Below are 14,408 nucleotides of genomic sequence, written 5' to 3' on the forward strand. Positions count from 1 at the left end.
TACGCCGGACGGCCGGCCCACCCGGGAGGATGGACCGGCCGCCGTGGTGCGCGGGCGTCAGCTCTGCGTGGGAGCCGGCACCTGCTCGGTGCCGCCCGGAGCCGGCGACTCGGTGGTGGTGCCACCCGGAGCCGGCGACTCGGTGGTGCCACCCGGAGCCGGCGTCGTGCCGCCCGGGCTCGGGGTGCCGCTGGCGCTGGTCTGCGGCACCGGGATGCCCAGCTGTTCGGCCAGCTGCACCAGGGCGTCGTAGTGCGCCTGCAGGATCGGCAGGGCGGTCTGGGCCAGCTGGACCACCGACTGCTCGGAGCCCTGCGAGATCTCCGTCTGGGTGGCCTGGATGGCCTGGACGTGGCCGGCCAGCTCGCTGGTCACCCAGAGCCGGTCGAACTCCTCGCCGCTGGCGTTGTTCAGCTGGTCGATGACGGCCTGCTGGTCGGCGGTGGGCTCAGCCGGCAGTTCGACGCCGAGCTGGTTGGCCACCTCCTGCACCGACTGGTCGACCTGGGTGTGGTCGGTCTTGAACCGCTGGCCCAGGTCCTTGACCCCCTGGCTCTGGCCCTTCTGCTGGGCCAGGTCACCTGCGGTGATCTCGAACAGGTTCACCTGGTGCACGGCCTGCAGGTACTGGGTGTCCTGCTGCGACGGCTGCACTGCGGCCTGTGCCGCCGCGGCCGGCGCGATCCCCACCAGCACCAGCGCGGCCAGCAGGCCGAGGCGTTTGATACCCAACATGCTTCCCCCCCCTTGAGACGTTGGATCGCACGGATACCCGGCTGACCGGGGTTATTCCTGCGATCCCCCGTCGGGGAGGCGACCGACCGACACGCCCGTGTCGGACCGTCGGGGGACGGAAACGGACGTGGCGCCCGCCGGAGGACTCCGGTGGGCGCCACGTCGAGGTGTCGCGGGGTCAGCGGCGGCTCTCGCCGCTGCCGATCTCCTCCCGCTCCGGTCGGGGCTCGACCGGCGGGTGCCCCGGCGAGACCGGCGCCTCGGCCGGCTTCTCGATCGGGTAGAAGAAGCCCCGGATGGCCGGGCCGAGGGCGCCGAGCCGGTTCATCTTCTTCGGCACGACCCAGCCGGCGTACGGCAGCGCGCCGTGACCGTCGCCGTGCCCGTCGGCAGCCGCGAGCGGCTGGTGCACCTCTTCGAACCGGCCGTCCGGCAGGCGCCGGATGATGCCGGTCTCGACACCGTGGGCGAGCACCTCCCGGTCGTGCTGCTGGAGGCCCAGGCAGATCCGGTAGGTGACGTAGTACGCCAGCGGCGGCAGCACCAGCAGGCCGATGCGGCCGGCCCAGGTCATCGCGTTCAGGCTGATCTGGAACTTGTCGGCGATGACGTCGTTGGCGCCGGAGAGGGTCAGCACCACGAAGAACGCCAGCGCCATGGCGCCCAGGCCGGTCCGGGCCGGCACGTCCCGGGGACGCTGGAGCAGGTTGTGGCTCCTGGTGTCCTTGAGGCGCCGGGCCTCCAGGAACGGGTAGAGCGTCGACAGGCCGACCAGGATGCCCGGCAGCACGACCGTCGGCCAGAACAGCGGCGGGATCACGTACCCGTCGCCGATCGGGATGTTGATCTCCCAGGCGGGCATCAGGCGGGTCGAGCCGTCGAGGAACATGACGTACCAGTCGGGCTGGCTGGCGGCCGAGACCACCCACGCCTCGTACGGGCCGAACAGCCAGATCGGGTTGATCTGGAACAGGCCGCCCATCAGCGCGATCACGCCGAAGACGACCATGAAGAAGCCGCCCTGCTTGATCGCGTAGCGGGGGAACATCCGCTCGCCGACCACGTTGCCGTTGGTCCGGCCGGGACCGGGCCACTGGGTGTGCTTCTGCTTGAAGACCAGGCCCAGGTGGGCGCCGATCAGCGCGAGCAGCAGGCCCGGGACGAGCAGCACGTGGGCGATGTAGAACCGGCTGATGATGATCGTGCCCGGGAACTCCCCGCCGAAGACAGACGAGGTGACCCAGGAGCCGATCACCGGGATGGAGAGCATGATCGCCGAGGCGATCCGCAGGCCGGTGCCGGAGAGGCCGTCGTCCGGCAGCGAGTAGCCGGTGAAGCCGGCGAGGAAGCCGACCCAGAACAGCAGCGAGCCGATGATCCAGTTGGTCTCGCGCGGCTTGCGGAACGCGCCGGTGAAGAAGACCCGGAGCATGTGCACCACGATGGCGGCCATGAACAGCAGCGCCGACCAGTGGTGCATCTGCCGCATGATCAGGCCACCGCGGACGTCGAACGAGATGTCCAGGCTGGAGGCGTACGCGGCCGACATCGGCGTGCCCCGCAGCGGGGCGTAGCTGCCGTTGTAGACGACCTCGGTCATCGCCGGCTCGTAGAAGAAGGTCAGGAAGACACCGGTCAGCAGCAGGACGACGAACGAGAACAGCGCGATCTCGCCGAGCAGGAACGACCAGTGGTCCGGGAAGACCTTGTTCAGCAGCCGGCGCAGCGGGGTGGCCACCTGGAAGCGGTCGTCCACTCCCCGGGCGACGTTCCCCGGCACTGCTGCCTTGTCAAACTTGCGCCGCTTCACGGCCGCTCCCAGAAGTCGGGCCCGACGGTCTCGGTGTAGTCGGACTTGGCCACGAAGTAGCCCTCGGAGTCCACCTCGATCGGCAGCTGCGGCAGCCGTCGGCTGGCCGGGCCGAAGATGGGCCGGGCGTTGTCGGTGATCAGGAACTGCGACTGGTGGCACGGGCAGAGCAGGCGGTTGGTCTGCTGCTCGTACAGGCTCGCCGGGCAGCCGGCGTGCGTGCAGATCTTCGAGTAGGCGGCGTAGTTGCCCCACATGTAGTCGCCGTGCCCGACCCGCTCGTTGGCCCGGCGCGACTCCTGCGCGTCGGAGTCCCGCAGGTGGATCAGCAGGGTCGGCGAGTCCGCGTGCAGGTTGCTCACGCCGTGGTCGATGCCGGGGAAGACGGTGATCTGGCCGCCCGTGCTGATGTCCGCCGGGCGGACCGGCCGGCCGTCCTCGCGGACCAGCCGGATCTTCTGACCGCCCTCGGCCGGGGCGAACCCGGTCGTGAACATCTGGTTGTTCTTGTGCGGCTGGGAGATCAGGCCGCCGACCAGGGGCGCCGCGGCGACCGCGCCGACCGGCGCGAGACCGGCCAGCAGCGAGATGCCGAGCAGCGGCCGGCGCTTCACGCCCAGTTCGTCGGCCATGTAGAGCATGGTCTGACCGGTGATGATCCGGTCGTCGGAGGCGACGGCACCCTCGTGCCGGTCCTGGATCGAGACCTCCTTCGGCAGCAGCTTCTTGCCCCAGGTCAGGATGCCGAAGCCGATGCCGAGCAGGGCCACGCCGAGGGTGACGCCGAGCAGGGGCGTGTACCACTTGTCGCCGCCGCTGCCCGGGGAGTACTCCCACGGCCACCAGATGTAGATCACCAGGAACGCGGTCGCCGCCAGGCCGGTCAGCAGGAAGAACGACGCGACCGTGCGGGTCAGCCGGCGCTCGGCCTTGCTGCCCGGCGCCACCTGCGGCTCGTAGTGGACGATCTCGATGTCGTCCCGGCGCGCGCCCTCGCGGACGATGTCGAACTGGCTGAGCCCGGGGGTGTTCACGTCGAGCGGCTCCCGGCCCTGCTGGGCCTGGTGCTCGGTGTGCGTGGTCATGCCGTCACCTCGCTACGGGCGGTGCCGCGCTGCGGCACCACGGCACTGAATCGGATGAGCCGCCCGGTCACGACTTGCCCGCAATCCACAGGCTCGCGAAGACGAGCGCGACGATGCCCACCAGGAAGATCGCCAGGCCCTCGGTGGACGGCCCGTACCGACCGAGGTTGAAGCCGCCCGGGTCCTGGTCGTGCTTCAGGGTCTCCTGGATGTAGGCGATGAGGTCCGCCTTCTGGTCCGGGGAGATCTGGTTGTCGCCGAAGACCGGCATGTTCTGCGGGCCGCTCAGCATGGCGGCGTAGATCTGCCGGTCGGTGGCCGGGCGCAGGCTCGGCGCGTACTTGCCGGAGGACAGTGCGCCGCCGCCGCCGCCGAAGGCGTGGCACTGCGCGCAGTTGATCCGGAACAGCTCGCCGCCGGCGGCGACGTTCCCGTCGGCGTGCAGGTCGTCACCGTCGGGCACCACCGGGCCGCCGCCGAGTTCCTGGACGTACTGGGCGAGCTGGCGGGTCTCCTCGTCGGTGAAGAGCTCAGGCTTGCGCTGGGCCTGGGCCTCCTGCCGGGCCATCGGCATGCGGCCGGAGCCGACCTGGAACTCGACCGAGGCCGCGCCGACGCCGATCAGGCTCGGCCCGCGCCCCTCGACGCCCTGCGCGTTGCGACCGTGACAGGTCACACAGCTCACGTCGAACAGCGCCTTGCCCTCCGCGGCGGCACCGGTGAGCGGGGTGTCCTGCGCCTGCACGCCGGGGGCGAAGACGGTGTAGGCGCCGCCGGCCAGCATCAGCGCGGCGAACAGCCGGACCGCGGCACCCAGCCGGCGGCGGCCCCTGCTGCGCGCCGCGGGCCGCTCGCGCAGCCGCGCGAGCAGACCGCGTCGGCGGTCGTTGTCAGAAGTCATGACCTGTGTCCTTAACCGGTTGGACCTTGTCTCAGGGGACGGAGCAGCGGCGCGGTTCGTGACGCGCCAAGATCACTGAAGCCAGTAGATCATGGCGTAGAGCCCGATCCACACGACGTCGACGAAGTGCCAGTAGTAGGACACGACGATCGCCGACGTGGCCTGCGCCGGTGTGAACCGGCCCATGGTGGTGCGGATCATGAAGATGACGAAGGCGACCAGACCGCCGGCCACGTGCAGCCCGTGGAAGCCGGTGGTCAGGTAGAACATCGACCCGTAACCGTCTTCGTTGATCTTGATGCCCGCGTGCACCAGCTCGCGGTACTCGTTGAGCTGGCCGAGGACGAAGATCAGGCCCATCACGAAGGTGATCGTGAACCAGCGCCGCAGCGCGTGCACGTCACCCTTCTCCGCGGCGAAGACACCGAGCTGGCAGGTCACCGACGACAACACCAGGATCACCGTGAAGGTGGTCGCGTAGGGGATGTTGAGGTGCGTGGTGTGTTCCGCCCACTGCTCCGGCGCCGCCGCGCGGATGGAGAAGTACATCGCGAACAGCGCCGCGAAGAACATGAGTTCGCTGGAGAGCCACACGATCGTCCCGACGCTGACCATGTTGGGTCGGGTCAGGGAGTGGATCCGGCTCTTGTCAATGGCTGGGGCCGCAGTCACGCGGTCATTATTGCCCTTGACCGGGGCCGCCGATCAGCGGGGGGCCAAACCCGTGGCATCCACAGCCCGATCGGGGCAGTCCGGTTCGCCTGACCTAGGCTGAAAAGCGTGCTGCACGCCGATCCGATCTCCGCCGCAGCCGCCGTCGCCGCGCCGGCGGCGAGCGCGGCCACCCCGCCTCCGTTCACCGTGACCTCGGTGTTCACCGAGACGAAGCTGGACAGCTGGCTCGCCGTCGGCCTGGTGCTGGCCGCCGGCGTCTACCTCTACGGGGTGCACCGGCTGCGGGTCCGGGGCGACCGGTGGCCGGTCGCCCGGACGGTCTTCTTCCTCGGCCCCGGCCTCGGCGGCATCGCGGCGGTCACCGTCAGCGGCCTGCACGCGTACGACACGGCACTGCTGTCGGTGCACATGGTCCAGCACATGGTGCTCTCCATGATCTCGCCGATCTTCCTCGCGCTGGGCGCGCCGGTGACGCTGGCCCTGCGCACCCTGCCGCCGCGACCGCGCAAGCGCCTGCTGGCGGTCGTGCACAGCCGGATCGCCCGGATCTACAGCTTCCCTCTGGTGGCGTTCGCCATCTTCGTGGTGAACCCGTTCGCGCTCTACTTCACCGACCTGTACCGCTACACCCTCGAGCACGTGTGGGCGCACGAGGTCGTGCACGCGCACTTCATCATGACCGGCTGCGTGTTCTTCTGGCCGCTGCTCGGCCTCGATCCGCTGCGGGGCCGCTGGCCGTACCCGGCGCGGGCGCTGCTGATGCTGCTCTCCGTGCCGTTCCACACCGTGCTCGGCCTCACCATCATGCAGAGCAGCACGCTCTTCGGGGGCGACTGGTACCCGTCGCTCGGGCTCACCTGGTCGGACCCGTGGCAGGACCAGGTGGTCGCCGGCGGCATCCTCTGGGCCGGCGGCGAGTTCGTCAGCGTGACCATGCTGGCCGTGCTGGTCGTGCAGTGGATGCGGCACGCCGAGCGGGAGGCCCGCCGCGTCGACCGCGACCTGGACCGCCAGGAGGCCCGTCAGCGCGCCGCGGAGTCCACGGCCTGAGCCGGGCAGCCGGTACGCCCCGGGGCCGCCGCCGGGCGGACGTCGCACACCTCACACGGACCGGTACGATCAGCGGGCGGCGACGAGGTGGGAGCCAGTCCGACCGACGAGCGCGCAGCGAACGAATCATCAAGCTCAGTGTGATGGTGCCGCACGACGGCACGGAGCGAAGCGGAGTGCCGGCATGAGCGATCGTCTTTGCACCGTCCTGCTCTACAGCGACGACCCGGAGGTCCGCGACCGGATGCGGCTCGCCGTCGGGCCGCGCCCCGCGCCCGGCCTGCGGGTCGAGTTCGTCGAGGCGTCCGACTACGCCGGGTGCGTCCGGCTCGTCGACGACTACGAGATCGACCTGCTGGTGCTCGACGGCGAGGCGAGCCCGGGCGGCGGCATCGGCATCGCCCGGCAGATCAAGGACGACCGGGCCGACGCCCCCCCGACCTGCGTGGTGATCGCCCGCGCCGCCGACCGGTGGCTCGCGGCGTACGCCGAGGTCGACGCCACCCTGGTGCACCCGCTCGACCCGGTGACCACCGGCACCACGGTGGCCGAGCTGCTGCGGACGCACGCACCCGCCTGACGTCCCCCGCTCCGGCCCACCACCGCGCCGGGCCGACCGGTGCCGGTTCCATCCCACCCGCATCTCGCACGCTCGGGAGGCCCGCCTTGGGCGATCGGACCTGGCCGCACCTGCTCAACGCGCTGCTGCGCGGCGAGGAACTCGCCACCGCCGACACCGCCTGGGCGATGGGCGAGATCATGGCCGGCTCGGCCGCCCCGGCGCAGATGGCGGGCTTCGTCGTCGCGCTGCGCGCCAAGGGTGAGACCTCGGCCGAGCTGGCCGGTCTGGTGGAGGCGATGCTCGGCCGGGCGGTCCCGGTCGAGCTGCCCGACGAGCTGCGCGCCACCGCCCTCGACGTGGTCGGCACCGGCGGTGACCTCGCGCACACCGTCAACATCTCGACCATGGCCTCGCTGGTGGTGGCCGGCGCCGGCGTCCGGGTGGTCAAGCACGGCAACCGGGCGGCCTCCTCCTCCTGCGGCACCGCCGACGTGCTGGAGTTCCTCGGCGTGCCGCTCGACCTCGGCCCCGAGGGGGTGGCCCGGTGCGTCGCCGAGGCCGGCATGGGCTTCTGCTTCGCGGCCCGGTTCCACCCCGGGATGCGGCACACCGGCCCGGTACGCCGGGAGCTGGGCGTGCCCACGGTGTTCAACTTCCTCGGCCCGCTGACCAACCCGGCGCGGCCCCGCGCCGGAGCGGTCGGCTGCTTCGACGCCCGGATGGCCCCGGTGATGGCTGGCGTCTTCGCCGCCCGGGGCGACTCCGTGCTGGTGATGCGCGGCGAGGACGGGCTGGACGAGTTCACCACCGCCGCGCCGACCCGCGTCTGGGCGGCCCAGGGCGGCGTCGTCAGGGAGTCGCTGCTGGACGCCGCCGACCTCGGCGTACCCCGGGCCACGCTGGCCGACCTGCGCGGCGGTGACGCCGCCTTCAACGCGGACGTGGTCCGTCGGCTGCTGGCCGGCGAGACCGGCCCGGTGCGCGACGCGGTCCTGGTCAACGCGGCGGCGGCGCTGGCCACGCAGGGCCCGCTCGACGGCGACCTCACCGTGGCCCTGCGGACCGGGCTCGACCGGGCCGCCGAGTCCGTCGACTCCGGGGCCGCCGCCCGCGTCCTCGACCGCTGGATCGAGGTCGCGCGCTCCCTCTGAGCCCCGGGCCTCGCCGAAGGTTGTCGGACCCCCGTGGGAAACTACAGCTGAGTAGTTCCCACATCCGTCCTGCGCCGTCGAGCGCGGTGATCCCCGTCGGGCGCGTACGACGCACGCCCGCGGGACCGGAGCGAGAGGAGACGCCCGTGTCGGAGCGCGAGCTCTACTGCGACACCTGTGAGGGCGTCGAGCCGTTCGAGGCGCCGCCGTGCGCCGACGGCCACGGCGCCGACTGCCCCGAACTGGTCTGCACGGGCTGCGGCGCGGCCGTGCTCGTCACCACCTTCACGTTCCGCCTGGCGCGTCCGGGCGGCCGGCACCGCCCGGCGAGCCGCCGCCGCGCCGCCTGAAACCGGCACCGCTGAGCGGGCGTCGATCCCCGCACGGTGACGCTCAGCGCCGCCGCACACGTCCCGCGCCACCCGTTCCACGCCGAAGGCCCGCCTCCCCGGGGAGGCGGGCCTTCGAAACGTTCGCGGGTGACCGAGCGATCAGTGCTCGGCGGTGCGCCGGGTGCCGCTGTAGTACTCGAACAGCAGGCCGCAGACGGAGAACGTGACCGCGACCATGCCGAGGCCGAGCAGCCAGAACTGCCAGAACGCGAGGCCGAAGCCGGCCATCCCGACGGCGATCGCCAGGCCGAACGGCCAGTAGCTGCCCGGGCTGAAGAAGCCGATCTCGCCCGCGCCGTCGGCGATCTCGCCGTCCGGCCGGTCCTCCGGCCGGAGGTCGATCCGGCGGGAGACGAACCAGAAGAAGCCGCCGCACATCGTGCAGAGCAGGAAGCTCAGCAGCAGGGCGACCGTGCCGACCCACTCGACCTGGCCGCCGGAGTCGGCGGCGGTCCACCCGCCGTAGAGGAAGGTGGCGAAGAGCAGGAACCCGGCGATGACCAGGAAGATGCGCCACTCGGTCTTCATGCCCGATCCCTCAGCTTCCCGCGCCGGCCGGCGCGTCGTCCGGGTTGAAGTTGGCCTCGGTGCGCCGGGTCTCGAACGGCTTCGTGGTCTTCGCGTACGGGTCCTCGCCGATGGCCGTCAGCGCCTCCTGCGTGGACCTGCCGTCCCGCTTGGCCGCCAGGAACTGCTCGTACTTCTCCGGGGAGACGACCCGCAGCTCGAAGTTCATGAAGGCGTGGTAGCTGCCGCAGAGCTCCGCGCAGCGGCCGACGTAGGCGCCCTCGGACTCCAGCTTCGAGACCTCGAAGACGTTGCGGATCTTGCCCGGCATGACGTCGCGCTTGAACAGCAGCTCCGGCACCCAGAACGAGTGGATGACGTCGCGGCTGGTCTCCTCGAACCGGATGGACCGGTCGGTCGGCAGCACCAGGATCGGGATGACCTCGCTGGTGCCGAGCACGGAGGCGACCGTGTTGGCGTCCTGGCCCTGACCGTCGCGGTAGTTGAACTGCCAGTTCCACTTGAACGCGACCACCTCGACCGTGACGTCGGGGTTCTTGGTCGTCCGCACGACGTCGGTCTGCACGACCGCCGTGTAGTAGAACAGCACGGAGACGATCAGGATCGGCGCGATGGTGTAGAGGAACTCCATCGGCATGTTGTAACGGGTCTGCACCGGCAGCTCGTTGCCCCGCTTGCGGTAGCGCACGACGCACCAGAAGATCAGGCCCCACACGAAGACGCCGACCGCGAGCGCCGCGATGCACGAGGCGATCCACAGGTCGTACATCCGGTGCGACTCGGGCGTGATGCCGCCCTGCGGCCAGCCGAAGCCGCCGAACGCCGCGCCGACGTCGCAGCCCGTGAGCAGGACCAGCAGCGCCGCTCCGCCGAGACCGAGCCCGGCGATCCGACCGGCACCACGTCCCCGGCGCCCACCGGCTCCTGAGGAAGCGCTGTGCCGTACGGCCGACGGCCGTACCTCCGAACTCCTTGCGACCACCTGGTCCTGCCTCCCTAGCGCGCCGCGGTGTCTTGTCCCTGCCCTCCGCCTGCGGAGCGACAGCACCAGCGGCAAAGGCGTCACCGACGGTCGCAGATTACTCGACCATGACGGGCTGGACCGTGTTGGGGTCGTTGTCGGCCCCCATCGGGGGGATCTTGGGCATACCGGCGCGATACGTTGGCGTGCGTGAGCGCATCCCCGGTCTACCTGGACGCGGCCACCGCCGCGCCGCTGCATCCGGTCGCCCGGCAGGCGCTGCTGGCCGCCCTCGACGACGGCTGGGCCGACCCCGGCCGGCTCTACACGCAGGCCCGCCGCGCCCGTCAACTCCTCGACGCCGCCCGCGAGGCCTGCGCGCAGACGCTCGGCGTCCGCGCCGACGAGCTGTCCTTCACCCCCAGCGGTACGACGGCCGCGCACTCCGCCGTGCTGGGGGGCCTGACCGGCCGGCGTCGGGTGGGCGCCGGCCTGGTGCACTCCGCGATCGAGCACTCGGCGGTGCTGCACGCCGCCGAGAAGCACGTCGCGGCGGGCGGCACTGCCACGTCCGTGCCGGTGGACCGGCTCGGCCGGCTCGACCTGGACCGCTGGGCGGCGGCGGTCCGGGCGCCGGGGGTGGCGCTGGCCGCGTTGATCGCCGCCAGCCACGAGGTCGGCACGCTCCAGCCGGTGGCCGGGGCCGCGCGGGAGTGCGCCGAGGCGGGGGTGCCGCTGTACGTGGACGCCGCCCAGGTGGTGGGCCGGGCCCCGGTGCCGGCGGGCTGGTCGGTGCTGACCGCCAGCGCGCACAAGTGGGGCGGGCCGCCCGGGGTGGGGCTGCTGGTCGTGCGCAAGGGCACCCGCTGGGAGTCACCCTGGCCGGCCGACGAGCGGGAGGCCGGGCGTACGCCGGGCACGCTCAACCTGCCGGCGGTGGTGGCGGCGGCGGCGAGCCTGCGCGCGGCGGCGGCCGACGCGGCGGCCGAGGCGGCCCGGCTGGCGCCGCTGGTGGCCCGGATCCGGGACCGGGTGGCGGCCGAGGTGCCCGACGTGGAGGTGGTGGGTGATCCCGACCACCGCCTGCCGCACCTGGTGACCTTCTCATGCCTCTACGTCGACGGCGAGGCCCTGCTGCACGCGCTCGACCGGCGCGGGTTCGCCGTCTCCTCGGGTTCCTCGTGCACGTCGTCGACGCTGCGGCCGTCGCACGTGCTGGAGGCGATGGGGGTGCTCTCGCACGGCAACGTACGGGTCTCGCTGCACCGGGAGTCGACGGAGGCCGACGTCGAGAGGTTCCTCACCGAACTGCCCGGCGTCGTGGCGGGGCTGCGCGCCGAGGCCGGAGTGGTGGGGCTGTGACGGCGCCGGCGGAGATCCTCGACTGCCGCGGTCAGCGCTGCCCGCTGCCGGTGATCGCGGCGGCCCGGCGGCTGCCCGAGCTGCCCGTCGGCACGGTGGTGCGGGTGCTCGCCGACGACCCGGCCGCGGCGGTGGACATCCCGGCCTGGTGCCGGATGCGCGGCCACGAGTTCCTCGGCACGATCACCGGCCCGGACGGCCCCGCCTTCGACGTCCGCCGCCGCCACTGACCGCGGGTGGCGCGGGGGCCCGACCCGCACCACGCCGCCGATGCCGGCGGGCCACCGGGGGCGTTCCTGCCCACTCCCGGCGGCCCGACGGACGCGACCTGCGCCGGTGTCACCTCACGGTACGAGGTGCGGGCGGACGTCCTCGGCGGCGACGTCGCCGTACGACTCGGCCAGACGCTTGACGAACAGGTCGCGGCGGACCTCGTACTCCTGGGTGCCGACGGTCTCCAGCACCAGCGTGGCGAGCAGGGAGCCGACCTGGGCGGCCCGCTCCAGCCCGAGGCCCCAGGAGAGGGCGGTGAAGAAGCCGGCCCGGAAGCCGTCGCCGACGCCGGTCGGGTCGACCGCCTGGGTCTCCCGCGCGATCGGCACGTGGATCCGGTCGAAGTCCCGCCCGGCGATCTCCACCCCGTCCTTGCCCAGCGTCGTGACCCGCACCTTGACCCGGTCGAGCAGCTGCGCGTCGGTCAGCCCGGCCTTGCTCTGCAGCAGCGACTTCTCGTAGTCGTTGGTCATCAGGTACTCGGCGCCCTCGATCAGCCCGACGACGTCCTCGCCGTCCATGCGGGCGAGCTGCTGGGACGGGTCGGCGGCGAACCGGTAGCCGCGCTCCCGGCACTCGGCGGAGTGCCGCAGCATCGCCTCCGGGTCGTTCGCGCCGACCAGGACCAGGTCCAGCCCGTCCAGGCGGCGGGCCACCGGCGCCAGCTCGATGTTGCGCGCCTCGCTCATCGCCCCGGCGTAGAACGAGGCGATCTGGCACATGTCGGTGTCGGTGGTGCAGACGAACCGGGCGGTGTGCGCCACCTCGCTGACGTGCACCGAGTCGCAGTCGACGCCGTGGCGCTCCAGCCAGGAGCGGTAGTCGGCGAAGTCCGCGCCGACCGCGCCGACCAGGACCGGGCGCAGGCCGAGCTGCCCCATGCCGAAGGCGATGTTGGCCGCCACCCCGCCACGCCGCAGCACCAGGTCGTCCACCAGGAAGGAGAGCGAGACCTTGTGCAACTGATCGGCGATGAACTGGTCGGCGAAGCGACCGGGGAAGCTCATCAGATGGTCGGTGGCGATCGAGCCGGTCACGGCGATCTTCATGTCAACCCTCGGGGTCGGGAGCAGGGCGCCGGTCAGCCTACCGGCCCGGCCCCCTCAGGATGACCGGTCGGTCGGCCCCGGGTCATCTTCCCGACGGCTCGTTCCCGACCGGAAGACGGCGGCGGGGCCGCCCCGGAGGACGGCCCCGCCGTGGTCAGCGGAGGTCTGGCTCAGCTGAACGAGTCACCGCAGGCGCAGGAGTTGCCCGCGTTGGGGTTGTCGATGGTGAAGCCCTGGGCGTCGATCCGGTCGGCGAAGTCGATGGTGGCGCCGGCCAGGTAGGGGGCGCTCATCCGGTCGACGACGACCTCGACACCGTCGTAGTCGGTGACGACGTCACCGTCGAGCGAGCGCTCGTCGAAGAAGAGCTGGTACCGCAGGCCGGAGCAGCCACCCGGCTGCACGGCGACCCGGAGCCGCAGGTCGTCGCGGCCCTCCTGCTCGATCAGGGCCTTGACCTTCTGCGCCGCGACGTCGGTGAGGACGACGGACGTGGGGGCCTTGGCCTCGGTCGACTCGGTCTGCGCTGGCGTGGTCACGTGAAATCTCCCTGCGCGGTTGGGTCCGGACGCAACTGGCCAACATCTCCTGTCGCCCAGCCATTCCCGGTGTGGTCCAGATCCGATCGTACGCCGCCGCGGCCGGCCCCACCCGTCCGGCGTGACCAGGGCCGCCGTCCGGCGAGCCACCGCAGGGGCCGTGGTCAGCGGCTCCACTGCCGGGCGAGCCGGGTGCCGAGCGCCCGCAGCCCCTCGGCCGGGCGCTCCATCGCGGCGGCCAGCCCGCCGCGTTCCTCGCCCCCGAAGTGCTCCACCAGGCTGTACGCGTCGGTCACCCCGGCCGCCCCGGCCTCCCGCCGCCCGGTGCTCACCCGACCCGCGACCACCACGCAGGGCACGCCCCGGTCCCGGGCGGCGCCGGCCACCCCGGCCACCACCTTGCCGCGCAGCGACTGGTGGTCGAACGAGCCCTCCCCGGTGATCACCAGGTCGACCTCGTCGAGCGTGACGTCCAGCCCGATCGCCCGGGTGACCAGGCCGATGCCCGACTCGCAGTGCCCGCCCAGCGCCAGGACGGCCGCACCCAGCCCGCCGGCCGCGCCGCCGCCGGGCAGCGCGCCCAGCCGTTCGGGGCAGCCGGGCAGGTCCCGCTCCAGCACGGCGGCGAAGCGCTCCAGCGCGGCGTCGAGCAGCAGCACGTCGGCCCGGTCGGCGCCCTTCTGGGGGCCGAACACGTTGCTGGCCCCGTGCAGCCCGAGCAGCGGGTTGTCCACGTCGGTGGCGGCCACCAGGCGGGCGCCGCGCAGCCGGGGCGCGCCGTCGAGGGCGTCCGCCGCGCCGAGCGCGCCCCCGCCGTACGGCAGTGCCTGGCCGGTGGCGTCCAGCGGGGTCACGCCGAGCGCGGTGAGCATGCCCGCGCCGCCGTCGTTGGTGCCGGAGCCGCCCAGCCCGATCACGACCGTCCGGGCGCCGGCCTCCACGGCGGCGGCCACCAGCACCCCCAGCCCGTACGAGGAGGTGGTCTTCGGGTCCCGCTCGGCCGCGTCGAGCAGGTGCAGCCCGCACGCCTGGGCGCTCTCCAGCCAGGCGGTCGCACCGCCGTCGGTGAGCAGGATCTCACCGGTCGTCGGGCGGCCCAGCGGGTCGACGGTCGGCACCGGGAGCCGGCGCCCGCCCAGGGCGTCGGAGAGCACGTCGATGAAGCCCGGTCCACCGTCCGACAGGGGCCGCACGAGCAGGTCGTCGCCGGGCGCGACCTCCCGCCAGCCGGTGGCCACGGCGTCGGCGACCTGCGGGGCCGGCAGGGTGCCGGCGAACTTGTCCGGACAGAGCAGCACGCGCATGTCGAGCAGTGTGGCAGCACACACCGCTGGA

The 14,408-nt window shown here is 72.5% G+C and carries 16 protein-coding genes; 6 read left to right on the forward strand and 10 right to left on the reverse strand.

Going from position 1 to position 14,408, the window contains the following annotated elements; all coding sequences use genetic code 11:
* Positions 1 to 57: 57 nt before the first annotated feature.
* From ACN27A_RS11340 to ACN27A_RS11360, 5 genes are all read right to left on the reverse strand, one after another.
* Positions 58 to 735 carry a DUF4142 domain-containing protein gene (locus tag ACN27A_RS11340; protein ID WP_421452288.1) on the reverse strand — a complete coding sequence of 226 codons (678 nt, stop codon included), beginning with the start codon at positions 733 to 735 and terminating at the stop codon, positions 58 to 60.
* Positions 736 to 913: 178 nt separating this feature from the next.
* Positions 914 to 2,545, reverse strand: a complete 1,632-nt coding sequence (locus ACN27A_RS11345) for a cytochrome b (RefSeq protein ID WP_421452291.1) — start codon at positions 2,543 to 2,545, stop codon at positions 914 to 916.
* Positions 2,542 to 3,630 (reverse strand): ubiquinol-cytochrome c reductase iron-sulfur subunit, encoded by a 1,089-nt coding sequence (locus ACN27A_RS11350; RefSeq protein WP_311411546.1) that lies wholly within the window; start codon positions 3,628 to 3,630, stop codon positions 2,542 to 2,544. Before ACN27A_RS11350 ends, ACN27A_RS11345 begins: the two co-directional genes overlap by 4 nt.
* Before the next feature lie 67 nt (positions 3,631 to 3,697).
* Positions 3,698 to 4,531 carry a cytochrome c gene (locus ACN27A_RS11355; protein WP_421452294.1) on the reverse strand — a complete coding sequence of 278 codons (834 nt, stop codon included), beginning with the start codon at positions 4,529 to 4,531 and terminating at the stop codon, positions 3,698 to 3,700.
* A 72-nt stretch (positions 4,532 to 4,603) separates the two neighbouring features.
* Positions 4,604 to 5,203 carry a cytochrome c oxidase subunit 3 gene (locus ACN27A_RS11360; RefSeq protein WP_132236143.1) on the reverse strand — a complete coding sequence of 200 codons (600 nt, stop codon included), beginning with the start codon at positions 5,201 to 5,203 and terminating at the stop codon, positions 4,604 to 4,606.
* Between the two features lie 108 nt (positions 5,204 to 5,311).
* Between ACN27A_RS11360 and ACN27A_RS11365 the strand changes: the two genes are divergently transcribed.
* The 4 genes from ACN27A_RS11365 to ACN27A_RS11380 all read left to right on the forward strand — a co-directional run bounded on the left by ACN27A_RS11365 (position 5,312) and on the right by ACN27A_RS11380 (position 8,319).
* A complete protein-coding gene (locus ACN27A_RS11365; RefSeq protein WP_421452296.1) occupies positions 5,312 to 6,256 on the forward strand; it encodes a cytochrome c oxidase assembly protein in 945 nt (314 codons plus the stop codon).
* Positions 6,257 to 6,440: 184 nt separating this feature from the next.
* On the forward strand, positions 6,441 to 6,836 hold the full coding sequence (locus ACN27A_RS11370; RefSeq protein ID WP_421452299.1) for a hypothetical protein: 396 nt from the start codon (positions 6,441 to 6,443) through the stop codon (positions 6,834 to 6,836).
* Positions 6,837 to 6,922: 86 nt separating this feature from the next.
* Complete coding sequence (trpD, locus tag ACN27A_RS11375) at positions 6,923 to 7,969, forward strand: anthranilate phosphoribosyltransferase (protein ID WP_421452301.1); 1,047 nt, start codon at positions 6,923 to 6,925, stop codon at positions 7,967 to 7,969.
* Positions 7,970 to 8,115: 146 nt separating this feature from the next.
* The gene (locus tag ACN27A_RS11380) at positions 8,116 to 8,319 is read left to right on the forward strand and encodes a hypothetical protein (RefSeq protein WP_421452304.1); all 204 of its coding nucleotides are present in this window, start codon (positions 8,116 to 8,118) and stop codon (positions 8,317 to 8,319) included.
* 141 nt (positions 8,320 to 8,460) lie between these two features.
* Here the strand turns inward: ACN27A_RS11380 and ACN27A_RS11385 are convergent, their stop codons facing one another.
* Both ACN27A_RS11385 and coxB read right to left on the reverse strand, forming a co-directional pair.
* The gene (locus tag ACN27A_RS11385) at positions 8,461 to 8,889 is read right to left on the reverse strand and encodes a cytochrome c oxidase subunit 4 (protein WP_132236133.1); all 429 of its coding nucleotides are present in this window, start codon (positions 8,887 to 8,889) and stop codon (positions 8,461 to 8,463) included.
* A gap of 10 nt (positions 8,890 to 8,899) precedes the next feature.
* A complete protein-coding gene (gene coxB / locus ACN27A_RS11390; protein ID WP_421452306.1) occupies positions 8,900 to 9,871 on the reverse strand; it encodes a cytochrome c oxidase subunit II in 972 nt (323 codons plus the stop codon).
* 189 nt (positions 9,872 to 10,060) lie between these two features.
* On the opposite strand from coxB, the gene ACN27A_RS11395 reads away from it, so the two are divergent.
* Positions 10,061 to 11,212, forward strand: a complete 1,152-nt coding sequence (locus ACN27A_RS11395; RefSeq protein WP_421452309.1) for a cysteine desulfurase family protein — start codon at positions 10,061 to 10,063, stop codon at positions 11,210 to 11,212.
* On the forward strand, positions 11,209 to 11,442 hold the full coding sequence (locus ACN27A_RS11400; protein ID WP_132236127.1) for a sulfurtransferase TusA family protein: 234 nt from the start codon (positions 11,209 to 11,211) through the stop codon (positions 11,440 to 11,442). The genes ACN27A_RS11395 and ACN27A_RS11400 overlap by 4 nt, the downstream gene beginning before the upstream one ends.
* A gap of 114 nt (positions 11,443 to 11,556) precedes the next feature.
* Here ACN27A_RS11400 and ACN27A_RS11405 read toward each other — a convergent pair whose 3' ends face one another.
* From ACN27A_RS11405 to ACN27A_RS11415, 3 genes are all read right to left on the reverse strand, one after another.
* Positions 11,557 to 12,534, reverse strand: a complete 978-nt coding sequence (locus ACN27A_RS11405) for a carbohydrate kinase family protein (RefSeq protein WP_421452313.1) — start codon at positions 12,532 to 12,534, stop codon at positions 11,557 to 11,559.
* A 170-nt stretch (positions 12,535 to 12,704) separates the two neighbouring features.
* Positions 12,705 to 13,073, reverse strand: coding sequence for an iron-sulfur cluster insertion protein ErpA (erpA, locus tag ACN27A_RS11410; RefSeq protein WP_013735179.1), 369 nt, complete (start codon positions 13,071 to 13,073; stop codon positions 12,705 to 12,707).
* Between the two features lie 164 nt (positions 13,074 to 13,237).
* Positions 13,238 to 14,377, reverse strand: a complete 1,140-nt coding sequence (locus ACN27A_RS11415; RefSeq protein WP_421458440.1) for a glycerate kinase — start codon at positions 14,375 to 14,377, stop codon at positions 13,238 to 13,240.
* Positions 14,378 to 14,408: the final 31 nt, after the last annotated feature.

Source organism: Micromonospora sp. WMMD737 (assembly GCF_049179055.1).
Taxonomy (GTDB): Bacteria; Actinomycetota; Actinomycetes; order Mycobacteriales; family Micromonosporaceae; genus Micromonospora; species Micromonospora reichwaldensis.

Bases quoted from the DNA above. Each gene is read 5' to 3' on its own strand.
- ACN27A_RS11340 (WP_421452288.1), bottom strand. From the start codon at position 735: ATGTTGGGTATCAAACGCCTCGGCCTGCTGGCCGCGCTGGTGCTGGTG.
- ACN27A_RS11350 (WP_311411546.1), bottom strand. From the start codon at position 3,630: ATGACCACGCACACCGAGCACCAGGCCCAGCAGGGCCGGGAGCCGCTC.
- ACN27A_RS11355 (WP_421452294.1), bottom strand. From the start codon at position 4,531: ATGACTTCTGACAACGACCGCCGACGCGGTCTGCTCGCGCGGCTGCGC.
- ACN27A_RS11370 (WP_421452299.1), top strand. From the start codon at position 6,441: ATGAGCGATCGTCTTTGCACCGTCCTGCTCTACAGCGACGACCCGGAG.
- ACN27A_RS11385 (WP_132236133.1), bottom strand. From the start codon at position 8,889: ATGAAGACCGAGTGGCGCATCTTCCTGGTCATCGCCGGGTTCCTGCTC.
- ACN27A_RS11405 (WP_421452313.1), bottom strand. From the start codon at position 12,534: ATGAAGATCGCCGTGACCGGCTCGATCGCCACCGACCATCTGATGAGC.
- ACN27A_RS11415 (WP_421458440.1), bottom strand. From the start codon at position 14,377: ATGCGCGTGCTGCTCTGTCCGGACAAGTTCGCCGGCACCCTGCCGGCC.